Genomic DNA, 20,517 nt, shown 5'->3' with positions numbered 1-20,517 from the left:
CCATATATAAAACCGTTAGCAAATATTAAAAAATGAAAAGTAAAACAATTTTATTAACATTAAGTATAATCGTATTTACAGTATTTATATCTTACAGTCAAGACAAGAACTTTGTAGGCTATGCAACTGCATTTATTAAACAAGATAGTATCGTTGATTTTAATTATGTTGGTTTTTCAGATAAAGAGAACTCTTTGAAATATAATAGTAGGACAATACAGCCAATCGCTTCTGTAAGTAAAACCTTTATCGGAATTTCACTTATGATTGCACAAGAAAAAGGATTACTAGATTTAGACAAAGATATTAATGAATATCTGGATTTTGAATTTACAAATCCTAATCTGAATAAAGAAAATACAATTACATTACGCCATCTAGCAACCCATACATCAGGAGTAATTGATAACAAAAAAGCTTATGAATCATCATATGCCTTGGGACAAGAATTACCTAATATGGAACTAGGGGCTTATCTTAAGGAATATCTTGTAAAAGGAGGTGGTAAATATTCTAAAAAGAATTTTAGTAAATCTTCAGCTGGCACAAAATATGAATATTCAAATATTGCATCAGCCCTCGCTGCGTATATAATCGAGAAGGCAAGTAGAAAATCATTTGATAAATTCACAGAAGAATATATTTTTAAACCTTTGAAAATGAATAATACAGGTTGGTTTTATAAAGATATAGAGAAAGTAAATCATGCTATCCTATATGACGAAGAAGACAAAGCTTTGCAACCATATTCTTGTGCTGTATATCCCGATGGTAGTCTAAAAACGTCAATAAATGACCTCTCAATTTATCTGATAGAATTAATGAAAGGTTTTCATAAAAAATCAAAATTACTTTCCGATGACTCTTGGACCCAATTCTTTGATAAAAATTTCACAGACGAATTACCTATCAAAAATATTGACAAAAAAGAACCGAATTCAGGAATATTTATTGCCTATTTCAAGTCAGGTATGATTGGGCATACAGGTTCTGATTTGGGAGTTTCCGCAATAATGATGTTTGATTCTGAAAAGCATATTGGAAAAATATTTATGTCCAATGAAGATTTGAATGAAAATAATTTAGCAGAATTTAAGTTAATTTGGAAAAATATTGAGCAATAAACATTTGCTAACAATGTATATAAAAAATAGGCGAAATAGTAATGAAATCAGGGCTTTTGAATCGTATCAAACTTTATACTCAACCAAAAGGTTAGCGCTTCGTTATCGCCTACTTTTCATATACTAACCGTTGTGCGTAATGCAAAAAAAACTCAAAATTAACTGAATAAATTAATGACAAAGAAACTTATTGAATTTTTAGACAACTATCAAAATTCAGAAGAATTACGTTTACTATTAATTAAGTACGAACTTGAAAACATAATTTCAACTGCCATTAATAGCGTCAATAGTAAAATGACAGAAAAGGAATTTAACGAATTACCTAAAATATCTGGAATAATATTAAATGAAATAAACAGTGTAATATCAAAAATAAAAAATAGCAAAGACAAAAAAGATATAGAATATTTGTTGAGTGATATTTTTCAAGATTATATAAAAAAAATTTCAATTCAAGATAATTCAAATGCTATAATTAATGACATAATTGAAAGTTTGAAAATCGCTTGTGAATATAGAGGTTATGATTACAATATATTAACACAATTTCTTGGTTTAGAAAAAGCAACTATTTTAATTCCAAAATCAATAACAAAAAAAACTTACTACGAATGGCTAGGAAAGGAATCTGAACTTGATGAAATAACTAGAGATTTAGCCGATAAAAAGATAATCTATTCAATTAAAGAGTTTAAGAAACTTTTCAAGCCTATTTCCGACAGTTTTTATGTGAAATTTAATAAAAATTTTAAAGATGAAATCATTATATTTTTTCAACTTTTAAAAGAACATAAACTAATAAAACCAAAAGGTATTAGTGGGCATTTTGCACCTCTAATTCAATATTCTGTAGACAATGAAAATCTTTTTTTCATACCAAAAGCGATAAATAAAGAACACGAAAGGATTAAAAAAAACACCGTAAGACATAATGAAATAAGGGAAAAACTAATAAACCTTATAGAACAAAATATTACAAAAAAATAGACAATTGAAAGACAATGACCATTATCCACTAAATATGATTTTAATTCATTCATAAATTTGTAGAATAATTTAAAAAAAATAGTATGAATGTAAATACAATTATTAGGAACAACAATTTAAGAGAAGCGGATGCTGTAGTTTTAAGAAAAAAAATATTAGGAATGGTTGACCATTTTGCAATATTTGTAGGTTATAGAGGAAATAACCCAATATTTGTCGCTAATTACAAGGATGGTGTAAAAGAAGTTTCAAACTCTGAAATGAGCGAAATATTAAAAACTCTTCAACCAAAAGCTATTGAGAAATTTAAAGGAGATGAAAATGAAAGAAGGATAGCAACTAGAAGAGCATTATCGAGAGTCGGAGAGAAAGCTTATAATTATGTTAGTAATAACTGTGAACATTTTAAAAATTGGGTTCATAGTGGAGAACATAGAAGTGAACAAGTAAATAAAGCAGGAAATATTGCTTTAACAGTAGCGACAGGAACAGCTATTAATGCGATTGTAAATAAAAGTGCTAAATCGGGAGCAATGGCTGTTGGTTTACTTTTATTAGGAGCATTTTTAAAAGATGTTTCTGAAAGAAAATAAAGAAGCACATACGCACAACACCGTGTAAAATTAATTGCTGGTTTTAGCCAATTTACGAAAGTCCTTTGGGACTTTTTTGGTTCGTGTTTTATTTAGTAAATTCACTGCTTGAAACACGCAACTAATCTTACACAACAACGTTAGCTGTAACCTCTCACCAAACCCAAAATATGAACGAAACTAAATTGAATTTCACAAATTGGTTGATAAACAAAAAATATGCGTTTTCAACAATTGATGCTTATCCATATTGGCTTGAATCTAGAGTTGCGAAAAATTTTGAAATATCAGAAGTAGATAATCTTTTAGAGATTAATAATATTGAGTTTCTGAAAACAATAGAACCGAAATATATGTCTAGAAACCTCTCTAAATCAGAACAAGATTTGAGAAGTGCATTAAGAAAATATATCGAATTTCTAATTTTTGAAAGACAAGAAAATCAGGATGAAAACTTTAATGATAACGAATCAAAATTAAGCTTCACAGAAGGTGGAAAGAGAGTCGTTATTTCTAAAAAGAGTGAAAGGAATAAAAAATTGAGGGATGAAGCTATAAAAATTCACGGACTGAATTGTCAAGTTTGTGAATTTAACTTTGAAAACTATTATGGAGAAATTGGAATTGATTTTATTGAAGTTCATCACATTGTTCCCTTAAGCACAAGTTACAAGCCGAAAAAAACTAATCCAGAAACAGACTTGAATGTAGTTTGTTCTAATTGTCACAGAATGATTCACAGAAAAAAAAATATAACTTTGACAATTGAAGAATTAAAAGGAAAATTAGGAAAATAGAAAAGGCTACAGCTAACACCGTGTAAAATTAATTGCTGGTTTTAGCCAATTTACGAAAGTCCTCGTGGATTTTCTATATGTGATTTATTTACTAACTTTAGCACTTAAAACACGCAACAAATCTTACACAAACACGTTGGGTTTCATTAGAGAAAAAAATAGTTAAAATTTGAAAATTTAGTTTTTAAATAAAGTTTAAAATAGCTGGAAAAATATTCAGAAAAAAGCTCTTTTAATTACCTAAGAAAATCGCACAAAAATCATTTTGAAAATTATAGTTTTTTAAGAATATTTTTTACATTTTGAGAAATTCTAATTGAAAACTGTTGTGTGAAAAAGTCATTTTAAAAACTATGGTTTTTTTAAGAATATTTTTTGCATTTTGAAAAAGTCTGATTGAAAAATGTTGTGTGAAAATAGAAGTGTGAAATGAAAGAGTTTTAAAACACGCAACAAACCATATACAAACACGTTGCAAGTAATGGCGGAATTTCAGCCTGAAATTCCTAATTAGTGATAATTGAAAATGACTGCTACTCTATTTTTAGAAAATGAATCCTAAAAAGAGAAAAAAAGAATTGAACTCTGAAAAACGAAGCGTAAATAAATAGGTGGAAATTAATTAAAGCGGAGTTTTAAGCAGAAACGTGAAAAAAGGAAGAAGTTAACGCTGAAAATAAAGCGTGAATAAATAGGCGGAAATTAATTAAGGCGGAGTTTTAAGCAGAAACGTAAAAAAGAAAGAGAAATAAAACGGAAAAATTGAAAATTAAGAAATGAGAAATTTAGTTAGAAAATCACTACTTGCAACAACATATATAATTTATTGCTAGTGCTAACCTACTTACGAAAATCCTTATATAATCGGCAAAACAAAAAGTACATAAATTTAAAACAAAAAGTACATTTTTGAGGCAAAAAACACTAACTCACTACAAAATAAAAAACTACACATTTAAATTAAACCTTACTTGGTCACCTCTTAACAACCTTTTCGTTTTTGTGATATTATTCTCATAGATATGTACATTAGGCAACATAAGGGTAATACTATCTAATTGAACATGTATTTTACGACTTATAAGCCACAAATGATATATATCTGAATGTAAACCTAAACTAGCATCCGAACTCCTCAAATACGCTGTTATATTTAACTTATCCTTATTTATTTGAAACTGTATCAAACTCACACATGGTTGTTGACTTGTTTCAACCTCATTTTCTCCTAAAAATAAAACGTAGTTTTTAGAACTCCTCAACTCCGAATTAATCTTCTCTATCAATTTAGGTAATTGAGCAATGTATTTTGGGTAAGAATTAATAAGATAAGAACCACAATAATCCCACCATGTTATTCCTAAATCATTGTATTCTTCAACACGGTCTACTCCCAATTCAAATAAATCCAATTCGTCACGAAGTTTTTTACGTGCAATTGTGTGCGACTCAAAAACATCTAGTAAGTCTCCTTTTGATAGTGTTATTTTTTCATTTAAAAGGTATTTTAATCGTCCTTTTTTATTCAACTGATATTCTCCTTCATTGATTATTTTTTGTAATATCGTATGGTACTTGTTCATCTTTTCTAAGTTATTGTTGTTGTGTAACGCTTATGCAACATAATATCAGTATAACCAGTATTGTGAGTTGTAGGACTGTATCTATAAACTATTTTAGCTTTATTAAATGGATTATTACTTGCCGTATTTGTTTCAATCCATTCACATAATTCTACGATACTAGATTTATTTGATGTAAAATAAAAGTAACTTGTGTCTTTTAAAACATTTAAGACATCTAAGTAATCAGTTAATCTCCAATAATTTTTATACGTAGAACAATCTGTTGATAAATACGGTGGATCTACCAAAAAAACCACATTAGGGGTGTTTTTATAAAGGTTAAACAATTCTTTATAGTCGTATCTTACAAACTCAACTTCCTTTAAATAATCTTTCGCAGAAAAATTACTTTTTCGTATCCTATTATAGAACCTTTGCTTTTTTAATTCCGCTAAACTTTGCACATAATTCATACTAAACAACAAACTACCTGACAAAGAAATATAATCAACAAACCCCTTTTTATCTTCAATTGAAATAACATCTATAATTTGCTTCTTAATAGCTTCAGGTATTGTTTTTTTTGCTGGTAAACCAACTACTAAACATCTAAGTTTTTCTAATATCTTATTTGTTGTTGAAATAGTATTTAAACGCTGTTTAAAATTGTCATAATCATTGTAAACAACTACTGCATTAGGGTTTTGCTGTTTTACAGTATGACTGAGCAAACCGCTACCTCCAAACAAATCTACATAAGTAGCATTTGAAGGGTAATTTTTTAATTCTTCTTTAAATTGTTTGATGAAGTTCCGTTTTTGACCCTGAAACGGTAAAGGAGCATTTACATAATTTTTACTCATTTATTATTTTTAATTTAATTAATATTCTTATTTTTGTGCCTCTCACTACTTACAATACATAAAAAAAGCCAACGACAACTAGAAGACATTATCCTCCAGTAGCCGTTGGCTCTGTGTTTAAAAAGTGGTGAGATATTTTTTATTGCTGGAGGTTTTTTTCTCTCCTTAGAAGCATTACACTAATCGTTGCGTTAAACACCCTGTAGAGCTGTTAATATAAAAAGCACCTAATTCAACTCCTTTAGAAATAGCATCATTATTGTCTACAGCTTTTACATTAGTATACTTAAAAGAGAGTATTGAATTAAAGAAGTCCTGCTTAGTCCCTGTATTTCCTAATCCTAACCAATCTTGATAAGCTGATTTACCCGGTGCGCCTGTTTCGCCGTTTTGTCCTGGATCTCCTTTATCTCCTTTTGGCCCAGGGGAACCAGGCCTTCCTATTTCTCCTGGATCTCCTTTATCGCCTTTTGGTCCAGGCATACCAATTTCGCCAGCTCGCCCGGGATCTCCTTTATCCCCTTTTTGCCCTGGGTAACCAGGTCTTCCTGTTTCTCCAGGGTCTCCTTTATCGCCTTTTGGTCCAGGCATACCTTTTTCGCCTTTAGGCAAATCCTCCGCTTGTTTCGGTATAACATTTCCTTTTGAGTCTGTTCCTAAAAACACTGCATTTTTAAGCTCTTTTACTTGTAATTGATCTACAACTTGTTTTTGCATTTTTTTTTTATTTTAAAGTTAAAATTTCGGCTACTGTATCAGCATTAACAGATACCACTAAACATTTAGTTTTTAAGTTTACTAAAACAGTACTATCCTTCTCTTTTATGTTACCTGAAGTAATTTCTTTAAATTCTTCAACCACACTAATTTTGAAAGACAAACCTTTATCTTTAAAACTAATTGACTTAATTGTTTCATCGTTTACCAAAGGCAAATAAAAAGGTTCATTTGCTTTTAAGCTAACCTTTGTAAACTCGGTAATTGCAACTCTCTTTTCCATATATTTAAATTTAAATGTTTCTAAAAATTATTTTAACACCAATAGGGTTCGTACTCCTTAAATACAGTTCTTTAGCCTCTTGATTCATTAATATTAGCGAATCATTCTTACTTCCTGTTAACTCTCCTAAATAACCAGCCTCTGTAAAATCAACATCCAAAGAAACTTCAAGTGTTGATAATAATTCTGTATCAGAAATTTCAACACCATAAAAGTGCATATTAATGGGTACAACTATTTTTTGAACAGCTATATCTATTTGTATTACTGCTGTTTTCACAAAACTTAATATCGCTTTTCTTTTAAATTCAAATAAAAAAGCATCACCATTTTTTAAAGTTAAATTTTCCGTTAAATCTTCTGATATCAATTCGTAATAAGAAAAATCTTCATTTATTTTTAATTGATAATTTGAAACTTCAAGACTATAAATAACATTAGTAGCTATATTAGTAGTTCTTAAAAAAAGCATACAATTAGCTAAACTATATTTTGAATTTGTTCTTTTAATTAAATACTTTTTTCCTGATACCGTAATTACGAATGTAAATTCATTAAAAGTAAATTCGGATAACATGACATCCTCTAAATCATCTGAAAAATTTAAAAGAATTGATAATTCATGCTTAAAAATAGTTGTATTTAAAGCTTTTAAATCATTTTTATCCCGAATTGTAACATGACTTTCTAAATCCTCTAAATGCGTATTAAACGCTTGTTTATCTGCTTTAGCAATTAACAAGTTATTTAAACCTTCTACTTGGTTAGCAGGTATATTTTCATCTTTCCAGCGTATAGCATCAAAAAAACTATAAAACTGCTGTTGGGTTGGTTTTAAACCTGTTTTAAACCAATTTTTAACGGTATCTTTAAATGCCATAATTATCCTATAAATTGAATTGGTAATGCCACAATGTATGGCGGTAAATTATTGTGTGGTTTATCATTTCCTTCATTATCTGTTGTAAAACTATGTTGATGAACCCCTTCTGAACTTGTTGCCTCTTTTTTAGTAGTACCCCAATATCCCATTACACCTCCTGATACCCAAGTAGAATTACCTCCAAATAAAAGTCTATTATACTCATGGCTATGACCACCTGCCGAATTTGTTCGTCCTTCATGACGGTGACTAGGAATTTCTGCCTCAGTTAATTGATGTGTTTTTTCGCCCCCTTTTTTTCCAACAGTATCAAATTCAGCTTGAGTGGCATCATATCCAACAAGCATTCGTCCTAAAATATTATCTGTGCCGTTTTCTCCATTTGCGATATACCAACCTCTTTGTAATTCTGCTTGAGTTACATTTCTACCAACGTATTTTATTTCTTTAAAAATTGGCTGATTTATATAAAATCGTTTAAAATCACTCCAAAGAGTTGAATTTACTGAAACTCCAAAAGTTACATAACGAGTATAATAGACTCCTTTTTCTGTTTGGTCTTCAAAAAATACTTTTGTTTCTTCTTGAATAATTACAACGGTATCTTGTTTTATCCCTCCACGAAATTCTAACAATTCGCCATCTAAATAAATAAAACCGTTTGTTATTTGGTTTCCAATAACTTCACATCCACTGATAATTGTTTTATTACCTGCCAATGCTCCAAAAGCATTAAAAATACTATAGGCTTTTTGTACTTCAGTTAGCGTGTTTGTTTCTAATGGAAGACCTCCTATTTGTTGAAAATTAATAGTATTCATTATGTTGCTATTATTTTATATCGTTTAACTCCTTTTTTAAAAATATGTATCCATTTATCTAACTCAACCTTTCTTGTTGATACAATTTTTTGAGGTACATACACTATAAAATCTACTCCTGTATCGGCATAATCCGTTTTATCTCGTAAAAATATTTTACCTAAAAAAACAGGTTTTTGTTCTGCTCTTGTATAAATATATTGCCGTTTAAATTGATTTCCATCGCCAATTTGTATTCTACGTAATTCTTTATCAAAAACATCATTTAAAGCTTTTCGTAAATAACATATTTGCCCATTATGATTTAAAATAAATTCGTCTAATGCTCTACGTTGTAAAAACTCATAATGTAAATCAACAATAGGTGTAACAAGTGTTTTTATAAAAGCAAGCATTTTTGCTTTTCGATTACGAGTAGGAAGTAATAAAACTGCCCATTTATAAAAATCAATATTATACCACATAACTAATGTTATCAAAATTTTCAATTTCAAAATAGCCACTTACAGGAATATGTTTTACTTCAATTAAAGAAGCTATTCCATGTTTACCTAAAATAGGATCTAACGAACTACTTTTTACTTCAACCAAATGTGCTACTTCAACACCTTCAACCAGCTGTAATTTATCAACCAAACTTTGTAATACCATTTGACCATTAAAAGGCAATTCCTTCATAAATTCTTGCAAGGCATCTTCAACTGGTTTATTTCCTTTTTGCTTGGATATTCCATTAACTTCTAAAACCAAAGGATTTATGTGAATTTTTATATTTAAAAATAATTTATCGGCTAAATGATTAATAATTGTTATTCTATCACCTGCAAAAGCTATTTCTTTAAAATATTGTTTTATTGATATTTCTGCTTCAGGTGATAAAGTAGCTAGCTTATTATCCGTTTCAGTCGCTACTTTTATAACTATTGTTCCTGGTTTATCTCCTTCGTTTACGGCAGCGTATTTTATTAATTTTGATGCTTCTATTTCTTCGGATGTTGCTAATTCATTTTGAAACTTATCTGTATCAGCAATTAAATGAAATCCATATTGAAAAGCCAATGCCATACTCCTGTACCAAGGCAACGTACCCGCTTTTTGATTTGCCAAACGATGGTTTATATATTTACGATGTTCACTAAAATAAGTTCGTAAATCTTGGCTACAGAAAGCAACAATGAAAAGCAGTAAATTCCAAATAGAGACTTTGCTTGTACTATTTAAATCGGCTAAGGCTGTTTCTTTTTCTTTAACCGCTATCATGTTATTTTTTATATCTTGTACTGTACTCATTTTTAGCTTACTTTAAAATCTATTCCTATTGCCCAACAACCTATTCCTTCACATCCTATAATTGCGTCAATGTTCGTTTGTGTTAATGCGGTGGCGGGTATAATTTCGTTATTGTTATAATATTGATATATATCCTGATCTTTAATTAATTTTAACGGAATTAAAATACAACTACCTTCTACTAAACTATTAGAAGGATTTAAATTATTTGCTTTAGCTATTAACAATGCAGAGAGCGGTGTTCCTGTTTTTTGTATGGCTATATCTAATAAAGTTTGATTATCTAATACTTGCATCACTAACTATTTTCTTCAAATTTTTTCAACAAATTATTATACTTTGTTTGCAATCTACTATATTTACCTTGCCATGATTTTTCAATATTATCTAACTTTTTTAGCCACTCTTCATTTTGAAGTGTTTGCTTAGTTTTTAATATTTTTATTTCTTCTCTTAGTAAATCCATTCTTTTATCAGCATCAACTACCATATCTCTATATACGGCTTGTATTTTTGCTGTTAAATCGGCATCTTCTACTTTTTTTTGCACTTTTGATTTACCTAACCATCCCAAAACTAAAGAGACTAATCCAATAGCTAATTCATTAAAATAAGGCTGTAATGATGAAAACATATTTATATTATTTTTCCGTTAGTTAATGGTCCTCCACTTGGTGGACAAACCCCTGTTACTATTGCCGTTTTTAATTCACTTATTATAGCCTTTGATAAACTAATTGCAAATTTTTCTTTTGAAACCTCTGCACTTGATTTTTCTAATGCACATTCGGTTATAACTGTTTTAATTTTAGCTGTTAATCTTTCTTCATTTAATGCCATTTAAATATCTTTTAAAAGGTTTTCAAACTTTGATTCTAGGCTTACAAAATCGTTTACATTAATCAAATTAATGGTTGGTCCCATATTGGTTGTAAACTTCATTTGTTGTATTGCCCGTAATAAATCTATTATCAAACTACGTAATGATTCGTTCTGCTTTTTAAAATTAAAACCTGTAGCGTCCATACTTAAAGTACAATCAGCTACTTTAAACTGTAAATGCTCTATCTCAGCACATGTAATAATATATAGTTGATGTATATCTTCTTCAATAGGCGCTACCAACACCTTACTTTTTATTTTAGGATATAAAAAAAACCTATCTTCAGTACTATTAATAACACTTCCTAAACGTGCAACGTAGTTTAACTCTCCATCAGTAATTTCACAAGTTCCTTTTTCTTTATCTACAGATATTACTTCTGCCAAAAAAACAGGTACATCTCTATCATTAAACTTCTCTAATGCACGACTTAATTCTGTTTCAAACCCCATAAATTAGCCATTTAGCCTTTTACCTATTGTTACTACCCTATTTGCTCCATCTGTTCCAAAATAAGTAACCACTTTCTTAATAAAATAACTACCTTCTCTATTTAAATGCTCTTGATCTAATAGTGTTGCTTTCATTCCTCTGGTTGCATACGGAATTAAAAAAGTTTTTACTGTTCCTTCAAAACCATTATACTTTAATTTCTCTATTTCTGTTTGTGCTAATTTTTCTAACACTGTAACATCTGAAACTACCGAGGTTCTATAACATCTTAACTCTCCTCCTGTATCTCCAAATTCAACTTCCTTTTTAACACCTTTGGAATTTATATAAGTGTAGCGGACTCGTATTTTTCTTTCTTCTTTCGACTTAAACTCTAGGTTATTTTCAATTAAATTATAATTCAAATCATAAATTACCTCATCATTAATATTAGTAAACTGAGCTAATCCACAATACAACTCATTCCTATCATTTATAAATGCGGTTAATCGTAAATTCTTTTTTAGATGCTGTAAAACTTGTGTTCCATTAGCATTTCTAATAATGTAATTATCTAAAGGAATATCAGGAATATTTTCTGCTACTTTTATCGTAGTTCCTTTTACTATTTCTGTTAGAACCTCTTTTAAATTAGTATTAGTATTCCATGCTTTCGTTATTGTTTTTCTACGCAACAGCCACATTTCATCTTCACAATGAATTTCTAATGGTATAGTCGGTTTAATTTTACGTACATACCCTACAAACTCTGTAGCACGATACTTGTTTTCATAACCTATAGTTATAGCTACCTTATCACCTATTTTAATAGCTTCTTCAGTATATTTTAACTCACCATTTTGTCTAATTTTAAATGATGTTGGTAATTTTAAAACTGCTGTATCTACAATTTCATTTACAGATTTAACATATGATACTTCATGTATAGTTTTAAAAACATAAGCTCCTATTTTTACACTTCCATCTAAAACAAACATAATTTATGAGTTTAAAAAATTGTTTTTCTCTGTTACATCTGCGTAAAAATCCTGATCACTAACTGCTCTAATCACATACTTTTGTAAATTAGGTTGCCCTTGCATTTCATCTAATGAAATTTCTTTTAACACAATTTTTCGTATTTGAAACAATTCTAAAAAAGGATTATTAACTACTTCTAAAGCATCATTAACAGCAAACATTTCATTAAGTTCTTTTACCTGATCTGTAGGATAGCTATCATAATCTTCTGTGTTTACACAAACACCTCGTATCGTTAATTGATAATCTTCTGTATTAATATATTCTTTTACTGTTCCTTTTCGATACTTTCCAACAGTAGCTGTTTCTACAATTGTTTTTACTAGGCTAACAGCGATTAATGGCTCATTAGGAAAAATAAATTGCTGTTTTCCATATTTTAGTTTTAATGTAAAAAAATATTTATTTCCTAATAACTGGCTACCAAAAACGTTTTTTAAACTTGGAAGTACCATTGCTTTTTTATTATTTTCAAACCACTTAGTAAATACAGGTCCTATATAATCAAAATGTGCTCGTGCCACTAATTCTTTAAAATTAAATTCAGCCATTAACTTGTTTGCATTTGGTTAACACTATTTATTGCACGTAATAATTGTTCTTGTATTTTTTCACCTAAATTTTCAATCCCTTTTTCGGCACTACTAACATAAATTTTGGTATCATCTTGTAACTTTTGAATAGTTATATTTATGTGAGTTTGCTTAGATCCTCCTGAAACGATACTATCGGCTTTTCTTTTTTTATTGTTTTTTTTGTCAAGCTCTTTTTTATTTTTCAGTAAACTATCAAAAACTGAAGACGGTTTTTTTCCTAAAATAGATTTGTCTTTATTTTTACCTACGGCTTCTTTTAAAGCTATTTTCGGGCTATCAATTTTTAAGGCATCTTTATATCCTTTACTAAATGATTCTGCTGCTATTAAACCATCCTTTACAAATTGTTTTTTAGCATCACTATCAAACAAATTTTTAGTAGCATTTTTACCATGTTTTATTGCATCTTCCCAATCTCCTTTAATAAACGACCACAATGCTCTACCTAAACCTGTAATACCTAATAATAATTCTTTAAAACGATTAATAACATAGGTTTTTATAGCAAGACCTAAACCTTTCATAACCTCCCAAATACCCATTATTCCACCACGTAACCAGTCTATTTTATTCCACAATAAAACAACAGCTCCAACTAACAGTCCTATTCCTATTATAACTAATGATATTGGGTTCATTGACATTATAAAATTCAAAATACTAATTGCTGTAGACAAGCCTCCTGTTGCTAAAGTTGCCAGCCATACCTTAGCGTTATAAATTGCAAAGGTTATTGAGAAAGCTATAAAGCTTGCGTTAGCAATTAAATAATTAACTCCTAATGCTACTACAACAGCCGAAAATGTAATTAATAAAGGAGTAGCTTTACTTATCCAGTTTATTAAATCTGTTATTGCTTTACCAAATGGCAAAATATTTTCTACAACAGTAATACCAATATCTATTAAAGGGCTAACCCATAAAGCAAATTTCTCACCTACAATAGCAACTACGTGTGATAATTTCCCCATAAATGTACTCCATTTACCGCCTGCTGATTCAGCCATTTTTTCTGTCATTCCATAATAACGTCCCCCTTCTGAAGTAGCTAAACGAAATGCCTCTTCTACCATACCAGCACTAATAGCTCCTTTTTCCATTTGTTTTTTTAAAACCCCCATGGATAAACCTGTATTCTCTGATATTATTTGAAGAGGATTAAATCCTTGGTTAATTAGCTGTAATAAATCTTGCCCCATTAAACGACCTGTAGCCATTATTTGAGAATATGCTAATGAAATACTTCCTAACTTTTGTTCATTACCCATGGCAACATCTCCTAGCATTTTCATATTACCCATTATTTTTTCTTGAGTAATACCAAAACCAAGCATAATTTCAGATGCCTTTATAATACCACCATTTGAAAAAGGTGTTACATTAGCATATTCATTAAGTTCCTTAAGCATTGCAGTACCTTTTGCCACACTACCTAATAACACTTCAAACTTTACTTTTGTTTGTTCTAACTCAACACCTTTAAAAAATAAACCAGAAGCAGCTGTTAAAACACCAAAACCTAAAGCTAATCGACTTAAGGCACTTTTTAAAGTACTCCCTAAAAAACTACTTACCGATGTTGCTCTTTTTTCAACTCCATGTAAACCTCTATTAGTAACCCCAGCACTTGCAGCAATATTTCGCAAGCTAGAACTAGCATAATCTCTTAATCTAACTAAGTACTCGTAGGCGTTCATTTTAAGTTTTTTGAGATGATTCTTTTTCTTGTATTCTTATAAAATGGAGATTGAGTAATTTTTCAGCCCAATCTCCATCTTTTAACTTTTGAGGATTACGAACTCCCATATAGTACTCTAAATAGGCATCGTATACTCTAATATTTATATTTTCTGATATTTCGTATGCAGTTTCGTCAGTCGTATCTATGACAGCCGACTCTAAAGCTTTTTTAGCAATGCATATTTTTTATTCTGCAAACTTTCAATAGCTTTGTAAAGTGGAAAACGTATAGAGGCATTATTTTTATCAGTAAAAACCTCATCTTTAAAAACACATATTTTATCAAATAATTTTTCTTGAGTAACAAATGTTTTATTACTTGGGTTTTCAGATTCTGCACGTTTCAAATCATCACGAGTAATAAATCTAACAATACATTTATAACCATCAATAGTTATTTCTGATTGCCCATTTTTTAAAGCTGATATTTCTGCATCTTCATAATCTAAAAAATCTTTTATTTGATTTTTAGCAGGAATAAAATAAGCATCTTCATCTAAAATATCTTTATCTCCTCCTAACCATAAAGCTCTTAACATTGCTTCACTAAAAGCAATATCTCCACCATTTAACATGGCTTTAAAACCTATCTTATAATCTGTCATTTTAGGCTGACGTAAGTACCCTTTTTTATCTCCTACTGGTAATTCGTAAACCGCTTGATGCTCTACTTTCCATTGTTCAATTTGCTTTTCTGTAACTTCGTTTGCCATTTTTAATATGTTTATTGGTCTTGTAAATACTACCAGTGTAAATAATAGGATTGTTTATATAATTAATTATTGATAACTTATTGCTGCCTATCAACACTTAAATACATAACAGGTAATTCTATAATTTGATTTTTATCACCTTGGTTAAATGCTGTTGATAATTCTGTTATTTCAACTCCTTTATAATTATTAACTACCATTTGACCACCATCAATTGGTACATATGCTTCGGTTACATTAAAACGCAACTTTAAAATATCATTATTTGGAGCGTCTGAAATCATTCTTTCTACTTCCGATTGCCAAAGTTTAATTTTACCTTCATAACTTTTATTACCTCCAACAATTTCATGTGGGTTATCTCCTCTACCGTATAAAAAAGCTTTTTCTTTTTTAGTACTAGCCTCAAAGCCTGTGCATCCTTCTAATATTCTACCTCCGTATGCTATGGAATAATCACTCCAACTATATTGTTTTGCCATTAGTTTTCTAAATTAGTTGTGAAACCTATATTTACTTCTATATTGTCTGCATATCCTAATGGTAATAATTGCATATTTACCTGTACATTATCTGTTTGTAAAACATTTTGATTTGCATTGATATATGATTTAAATCCTGAAATTTTTCCTGTAGATACCATTTTACTTTGAACTGTAGTATCTATTTTACCTTGCCAACTTTTTATTACTGCTGGATGAATTTTCCCATAACCATCTATAAGTATTTCATCACTTAGTTCATCTAATAAAACATCATAGGCTATTAAAACAGCTTCATCCATTATAAAGCCTGGTGCTAAACTTGAAAAATCATCATCAGAACCAACTAGTGTTTTATCACCAGAAAAGAAATAGCCCGACCTGTTAGAGAAGTTTCTAAAAAAAGTAAAACGTTTATCGTCTATTGTATCCCACATATCCTGTAACGCTTGTACTTTTTCACCACTAGTAAAATATGCCTGTAACGGTATTACCGCTCCATCTTTTACTCTACTCTGACGGCGCTGACTTGGTATTGCTACCTGCTTACCTAAATTTAAGCCAATAGATGCTTCAGGTGCACCATCGTCATTAGCTATCAAAATATTTACATTTTTAAATTTAGATTGTGAATAATCAAATAATTCTTGCACATTTCCGTTAAATGAATTACCTGATAAAATAGTTCTAAAAGGAAAATACTTACCCGTAAAATGCACCGCTAACTCTTGAATTTTTACAACTGCTGTTTCTACGTCTGCATCTAATCCATTTTTAATAGTTTCAGTACCTGTTGCTTTTTTTAACAATCCTAAAACACGAATATTCTTAGCATCTTCAATTAACTTTTTAGCATAATTATTAGTTAGGTCAGCCATTGCTGTCATGGTAGTAGCGTCCGAAACTACCATTAACCAGAGTGGAGCACCTTGCCCTGCTTTATTATAAAAACTCACTAAATGTTTATAAGCAAAACTATTAGCTCCATCAGCTGTAATACCTAAATCTTCAGCTCCTTTTAAACTAAATATTTGATATGACTGACCAATCGTTATTTTATTAGCAACAGTACTACCTGTAATAACTAAACCAGGTATTTTATTAATTGCATCTGATAATCTACCTAAGCCATCAGTTGCTATATTGAATGTAATTTTTGGTAATGCCATTTTTTACAATAGTTTAATTTTTCTTTTTGAAATCTATATTTTTAGTTATTGTAGTTGATATTTTTTCAGCAGAACGACCAATAACATACCCTCCAATACCTAATCTTAAAAGTTCCCAAAAATCAGGTTCTAATGCTGTATTTGGTAAATTAAATGCAGGAGCTATAAACTTGCTATAAAGCACTACAAACCCAAAACCTAACATTAATATAGGTCTCCAACTTCTTTGTAAAAAATTACCTTTAGCCTCTGTATTTATAATTTCTGTTTGTATTTTTTGAGAATTTAAAGCCTCATCAATAAACATTTTTTGCAAAGCATTTTTTGCATTCAACCTTTCTTCATCAGACGTAATAATTCCATCTAAAGCTTCTCCTGCTTTTTTAAATAAATCTCCTGTTAACCAACTAAATATTTTATTCATAATCTTCTATAACCTAATAATCTGTTTTTAGGGTAAGCTGAAATTTTAACTTGATTACTTTGGTTTCCTCCCAAAACGTAAATAAAATTTTCAGTTTCTCTTATAAAAAAAGCAACATGCCCTTTCCAGCTTTGTTTAGATTCTCTCCAAAAAATAACAACATCACCTTTTTCAGGAATGGTAACTTCTTCACCTACTTTTAGCCAACTACGAGCATTTAATCTTCCTGTTCTTTGAAGGTTTGCCTCTTTAGCAACCCAGTTTACAAAAGCTGAACACCATGCAGTTTCATCCTTTAACTTTGCACCATTAAAACCAATATCATTAAAGTATTTTAACACCTCTGGATTATCTTTTTTTCCAGTAATTTCTTTAATCCCTATTTGACCTAATGCTATTTCAATAATGGTTTCATTCATAACTACAACCCCTAAAGGGTACAGCTCACTTGCAATAAGTGAAGCTGTCTTATTTAAAAATGGTTCTTATTATTTTTTTGTTTGCTGATCTGATCCTGTTATAGCTGGATTAACTGACGCTGTATTTTGCTCCTTTACTAATTTAACATCAGTTTTATCTGCCGTTATTTCTTCTGCATCGACCACTACAATATTTTCTACCTTACCATCTCTATTAAAAGTTTCTACTTTTTTATTTGATAAAGTGTTACTATGTATTGTTGCTAATTGGCGTTGTAAAAAAATAAAGCCATCTGATGTAGTAAATACTTTATTTACTAATTTATTAGCATTAAAATATTCTTGAATATTTTCTTGATTTTTACTCATCTGTTTATCTTTTAAACAATTGTTCCTAAATACTTTGGTGAGTTGGCTCTAATTTTACCAACTAAAGCTCTTTGTGCAAATGAAAGGGTATCAGCTTGTAAACCTGAGTCTCTTAAATTCTCATACATTTCTGTATCTCCAAAACATCTAAATACCTCATCACTTGCCCATGCAAAAGAACAACGCTTGTCTCCTGCCTCTTTTTCTGCTCCAAATGGCTTTTTAGTTCCTGCCGCAGTAAATAATGGATTTTGTGAGTAATGCCATATTTTAAAACCTAAAAAAACATCCCCTTTATCAGCCATCATCATATTCTTGTATAATACTTTATCTTCCTTTCTTATACGTGCCTTAAGCTCTGGGCTTAAACATAGATTTAAGTTCTCTGTTTTATCTAGACTACTAAAAAAAGCTTCTAAATCAACAATTGCATCAATTACAGAATCTCCATCACCTAATTTTAATAGTTTATTAAAATCATCACTTACACCTGTTGTCCAAGCATGTGCTGCTCGTTTACCTATATTTTTACCTAAAGAAGTTCTGTGTCTACCAATAATAGAATCTTTCTTTTTATACTGTAGCTCTACATCTTGCAAATCTCTATGGCGAGTTTGAGCTGATGAGTATGTTTTTAAAACAACCTCATTTGGAATATCTGTAATCTTTTGAAATGGTAATGGATCTTCATTTCCTTCAAAATAATTCTCAAATACCTCTGGCTCAATTCCTGCTTCTGCTAAATGTATTTTATTTGCTTCAACATATTCAGACATATCTACTGACGCTGATACAAATGATGTATCTGGAATAGGATTTTCTATAATCCCTGGTACCCACAATTCTTTATTTAATCCTGGCATTTTTTTAGTTTTTTTTGATATTATTTTTATTCTGTATATCTAACACCTGCTCCATATTCTTTTGCTAAACGTGCATATTCTGTTGGATTATTATCTCTAATATCTTTCAACTTCGGAACATCATGTTTTTGCAAATAATCAAACGTTAGCATTATGGCTTTCCCTTTTCCGTCGCCTTTTCCTAAAATGACTTCTTTCACAACATTACGTTTAGCATCTGTTCCGTTTTCAACCTCTTTATCTTTAATTAATTTAGATAACTTTACTACTTGAGCATCATGATTTGTTTCAAAAGCTTCTTTTAGTGTATCGGTAAAGTCTTTATGAATTAATCCTAAACTAACACCTTTAGCAATTAAAGTATCTGCCTCCTTTGTTTGAATATTACGTAAAGCTGTTTCAGCTGTTTCCTTTGCTAATTTTAAATCTTTTACAGATGCTAAAACTTTGCTTTCCGCTGTATTTTCATCCATATCTAGCGCTAGCGCAATTGACTTTATACTCATCTTATTTTTTTTTGGTTTTTGTGTAATTTTATTAAGAGTCACCTCTTTTAAATTTTTAGATAATTTTAAAGCTTCATCATTACCTCCAACATCTACAATAGATATTTCTACTAGTTTACATTTAGTTACCGTTGCTAAAGTTTGTCCTGGTAATAATAGTTCCTCTTCCACAGAACTTTCTTTTACATCAGCATGTAATGATGCCATTTTTATAAAGCCACGTGCTACTTTCCCTTCTACCTCTTTACCTAAATCAGAATCAGTATCAAACTCTATTTCAGCAATTAATTCGTTGTTTTCTTTTATTAATTTTACACAACGACCTACAACTCTTGTTGGGTCGTGATTTGCACGAACATGACCAAATAATACTACAGGATTACGTAAATACTGGTCTATATCTATTCCATTAGTAAGTATGCGATATCCATACTCATTTACGTTTTCTGTATTTACTTTAAACCTATGTGTCATTTAATTGCTTTTTCTACGCACTATAATTTCGTTTTACTACTACTTTGAGTCACAAAATTGCAGCAAGTTCTTAACTAAAAAAAATAACAAATCAAGCCTTGTACCTTTTTCAAACAAGTAGTGTATGAAAAACTGCCAACACTTGATTATTAAATTTTAAACACCACTTACTTATACGAATTTTGTATGTATGAAAGATTTATTATTAGATGAAAATGGCGACCTACTTATTCAAAATGGTGATTTTGTTATAGGCAACAGTAGTAAGCAACATCAACTAAGTATTTTAACCTCAGCCAAAGGAGAATTTAAAGAAGTCCCTGAAATTGGTGTAGGTATTGAAGCCATGATTGCTGATGATGCTTATACTGATTTATTAATTGAGGCAAAAAAAAACTTAGAATATGATGGAATGAAAATTAATAATATTGAATTTACTAGAGAAGGCAAGTTAAATATAGATGGAAATTACAAATAATT

The 20,517-nt window shown here is 29.9% G+C and carries 28 protein-coding genes; 5 read left to right on the top strand and 23 right to left on the bottom strand.

Going from position 1 to position 20,517, the window contains the following annotated elements:
• Positions 1 to 32: 32 nt before the first annotated feature.
• From AB0T67_RS12035 to AB0T67_RS12020, 4 genes are all read left to right on the top strand, one after another.
• Positions 33 to 1,124, top strand: coding sequence for a serine hydrolase domain-containing protein (locus AB0T67_RS12035; RefSeq protein WP_369220479.1), 1,092 nt, complete (start codon positions 33 to 35; stop codon positions 1,122 to 1,124).
• A 174-nt stretch (positions 1,125 to 1,298) separates the two neighbouring features.
• Positions 1,299 to 2,114, top strand: coding sequence for a hypothetical protein (locus AB0T67_RS12030; RefSeq protein WP_369220439.1), 816 nt, complete (start codon positions 1,299 to 1,301; stop codon positions 2,112 to 2,114).
• Between the two features lie 83 nt (positions 2,115 to 2,197).
• The gene (locus AB0T67_RS12025; protein WP_369220438.1) at positions 2,198 to 2,707 is read left to right on the top strand and encodes a lecithin retinol acyltransferase family protein; all 510 of its coding nucleotides are present in this window, start codon (positions 2,198 to 2,200) and stop codon (positions 2,705 to 2,707) included.
• Between the two features lie 170 nt (positions 2,708 to 2,877).
• A complete protein-coding gene (locus tag AB0T67_RS12020) occupies positions 2,878 to 3,504 on the top strand; it encodes an HNH endonuclease (RefSeq protein WP_369220478.1) in 627 nt (208 codons plus the stop codon).
• Between the two features lie 947 nt (positions 3,505 to 4,451).
• Here the strand turns inward: AB0T67_RS12020 and AB0T67_RS12015 are convergent.
• From AB0T67_RS12015 to AB0T67_RS11905, 23 genes are all read right to left on the bottom strand, one after another.
• Positions 4,452 to 5,087 (bottom strand): thymidylate synthase, encoded by a 636-nt coding sequence (locus AB0T67_RS12015; RefSeq protein WP_369220477.1) that lies wholly within the window; start codon positions 5,085 to 5,087, stop codon positions 4,452 to 4,454.
• Between the two features lie 5 nt (positions 5,088 to 5,092).
• On the bottom strand, positions 5,093 to 5,932 hold the full coding sequence (locus AB0T67_RS12010) for a DNA adenine methylase (protein WP_369220476.1): 840 nt from the start codon (positions 5,930 to 5,932) through the stop codon (positions 5,093 to 5,095).
• A gap of 174 nt (positions 5,933 to 6,106) precedes the next feature.
• The gene (locus AB0T67_RS12005) at positions 6,107 to 6,649 is read right to left on the bottom strand and encodes a hypothetical protein (RefSeq protein WP_369220475.1); all 543 of its coding nucleotides are present in this window, start codon (positions 6,647 to 6,649) and stop codon (positions 6,107 to 6,109) included.
• Between the two features lie 7 nt (positions 6,650 to 6,656).
• A complete protein-coding gene (locus tag AB0T67_RS12000) occupies positions 6,657 to 6,932 on the bottom strand; it encodes a hypothetical protein (RefSeq protein ID WP_369220474.1) in 276 nt (91 codons plus the stop codon).
• 10 nt (positions 6,933 to 6,942) lie between these two features.
• Positions 6,943 to 7,812, bottom strand: coding sequence for a hypothetical protein (locus AB0T67_RS11995; protein ID WP_369220473.1), 870 nt, complete (start codon positions 7,810 to 7,812; stop codon positions 6,943 to 6,945).
• Between the two features lie 2 nt (positions 7,813 to 7,814).
• Positions 7,815 to 8,636, bottom strand: a complete 822-nt coding sequence (locus AB0T67_RS11990; protein ID WP_369220472.1) for a phage baseplate protein — start codon at positions 8,634 to 8,636, stop codon at positions 7,815 to 7,817.
• Positions 8,636 to 9,115, bottom strand: coding sequence for a hypothetical protein (locus tag AB0T67_RS11985; RefSeq protein WP_369220471.1), 480 nt, complete (start codon positions 9,113 to 9,115; stop codon positions 8,636 to 8,638). Before AB0T67_RS11985 ends, AB0T67_RS11990 begins: the two co-directional genes overlap by 1 nt.
• On the bottom strand, positions 9,090 to 9,926 hold the full coding sequence (locus AB0T67_RS11980; RefSeq protein WP_369220470.1) for a nucleotidyltransferase: 837 nt from the start codon (positions 9,924 to 9,926) through the stop codon (positions 9,090 to 9,092). The genes AB0T67_RS11985 and AB0T67_RS11980 overlap by 26 nt, the downstream gene beginning before the upstream one ends.
• Before the next feature lie 2 nt (positions 9,927 to 9,928).
• A complete protein-coding gene (locus AB0T67_RS11975; protein WP_369220469.1) occupies positions 9,929 to 10,222 on the bottom strand; it encodes a hypothetical protein in 294 nt (97 codons plus the stop codon).
• Between the two features lie 2 nt (positions 10,223 to 10,224).
• A complete protein-coding gene (locus tag AB0T67_RS11970; RefSeq protein ID WP_271230316.1) occupies positions 10,225 to 10,560 on the bottom strand; it encodes a hypothetical protein in 336 nt (111 codons plus the stop codon).
• Positions 10,561 to 10,562: 2 nt separating this feature from the next.
• Entirely contained in the window at positions 10,563 to 10,766 is a 204-nt protein-coding gene (locus tag AB0T67_RS11965; RefSeq protein ID WP_369220468.1) for a hypothetical protein, read from the bottom strand.
• The gene (locus AB0T67_RS11960; protein ID WP_369220467.1) at positions 10,767 to 11,261 is read right to left on the bottom strand and encodes a hypothetical protein; all 495 of its coding nucleotides are present in this window, start codon (positions 11,259 to 11,261) and stop codon (positions 10,767 to 10,769) included.
• Between the two features lie 3 nt (positions 11,262 to 11,264).
• On the bottom strand, positions 11,265 to 12,239 hold the full coding sequence (locus AB0T67_RS11955; RefSeq protein ID WP_369220466.1) for a late control protein: 975 nt from the start codon (positions 12,237 to 12,239) through the stop codon (positions 11,265 to 11,267).
• A 3-nt stretch (positions 12,240 to 12,242) separates the two neighbouring features.
• Complete coding sequence (locus AB0T67_RS11950; RefSeq protein ID WP_369220465.1) at positions 12,243 to 12,833, bottom strand: DUF6046 domain-containing protein; 591 nt, start codon at positions 12,831 to 12,833, stop codon at positions 12,243 to 12,245.
• Entirely contained in the window at positions 12,833 to 14,575 is a 1,743-nt protein-coding gene (locus AB0T67_RS11945; protein WP_271230321.1) for a tape measure protein, read from the bottom strand. Before AB0T67_RS11945 ends, AB0T67_RS11950 begins: the two co-directional genes overlap by 1 nt.
• Before the next feature lie 201 nt (positions 14,576 to 14,776).
• A complete protein-coding gene (locus AB0T67_RS11940) occupies positions 14,777 to 15,331 on the bottom strand; it encodes a hypothetical protein (protein ID WP_271230322.1) in 555 nt (184 codons plus the stop codon).
• Between the two features lie 77 nt (positions 15,332 to 15,408).
• The gene (locus AB0T67_RS11935) at positions 15,409 to 15,813 is read right to left on the bottom strand and encodes a hypothetical protein (protein ID WP_271230323.1); all 405 of its coding nucleotides are present in this window, start codon (positions 15,811 to 15,813) and stop codon (positions 15,409 to 15,411) included.
• Positions 15,813 to 16,982, bottom strand: a complete 1,170-nt coding sequence (locus tag AB0T67_RS11930) for a DUF2586 family protein (RefSeq protein ID WP_369220464.1) — start codon at positions 16,980 to 16,982, stop codon at positions 15,813 to 15,815. The genes AB0T67_RS11935 and AB0T67_RS11930 overlap by 1 nt, the downstream gene beginning before the upstream one ends.
• A gap of 13 nt (positions 16,983 to 16,995) precedes the next feature.
• Entirely contained in the window at positions 16,996 to 17,406 is a 411-nt protein-coding gene (locus AB0T67_RS11925; protein WP_271230325.1) for a 3TM-type holin, read from the bottom strand.
• Positions 17,403 to 17,825 carry a TIGR02594 family protein gene (locus AB0T67_RS11920; protein ID WP_369220463.1) on the bottom strand — a complete coding sequence of 141 codons (423 nt, stop codon included), beginning with the start codon at positions 17,823 to 17,825 and terminating at the stop codon, positions 17,403 to 17,405. Before AB0T67_RS11920 ends, AB0T67_RS11925 begins: the two co-directional genes overlap by 4 nt.
• A gap of 69 nt (positions 17,826 to 17,894) precedes the next feature.
• Positions 17,895 to 18,194, bottom strand: a complete 300-nt coding sequence (locus tag AB0T67_RS11915; RefSeq protein WP_369220462.1) for a hypothetical protein — start codon at positions 18,192 to 18,194, stop codon at positions 17,895 to 17,897.
• An 11-nt stretch (positions 18,195 to 18,205) separates the two neighbouring features.
• On the bottom strand, positions 18,206 to 19,057 hold the full coding sequence (locus tag AB0T67_RS11910; protein WP_369220461.1) for a hypothetical protein: 852 nt from the start codon (positions 19,055 to 19,057) through the stop codon (positions 18,206 to 18,208).
• A gap of 26 nt (positions 19,058 to 19,083) precedes the next feature.
• The gene (locus AB0T67_RS11905) at positions 19,084 to 20,037 is read right to left on the bottom strand and encodes an HK97 family phage prohead protease (protein WP_369220460.1); all 954 of its coding nucleotides are present in this window, start codon (positions 20,035 to 20,037) and stop codon (positions 19,084 to 19,086) included.
• Between the two features lie 190 nt (positions 20,038 to 20,227).
• On the opposite strand from AB0T67_RS11905, the gene AB0T67_RS11900 reads away from it, so the two are divergent.
• Positions 20,228 to 20,515, top strand: a complete 288-nt coding sequence (locus tag AB0T67_RS11900; protein ID WP_271230331.1) for an oxidase — start codon at positions 20,228 to 20,230, stop codon at positions 20,513 to 20,515.
• Positions 20,516 to 20,517: the final 2 nt, after the last annotated feature.

The organism is Tenacibaculum salmonis (assembly GCF_041053065.1).
Lineage (GTDB): Bacteria > Bacteroidota > Bacteroidia > Flavobacteriales > Flavobacteriaceae > Polaribacter > Polaribacter pacificus_A.
This window is presented reverse-complemented; position numbering and strand designations above follow the sequence as displayed.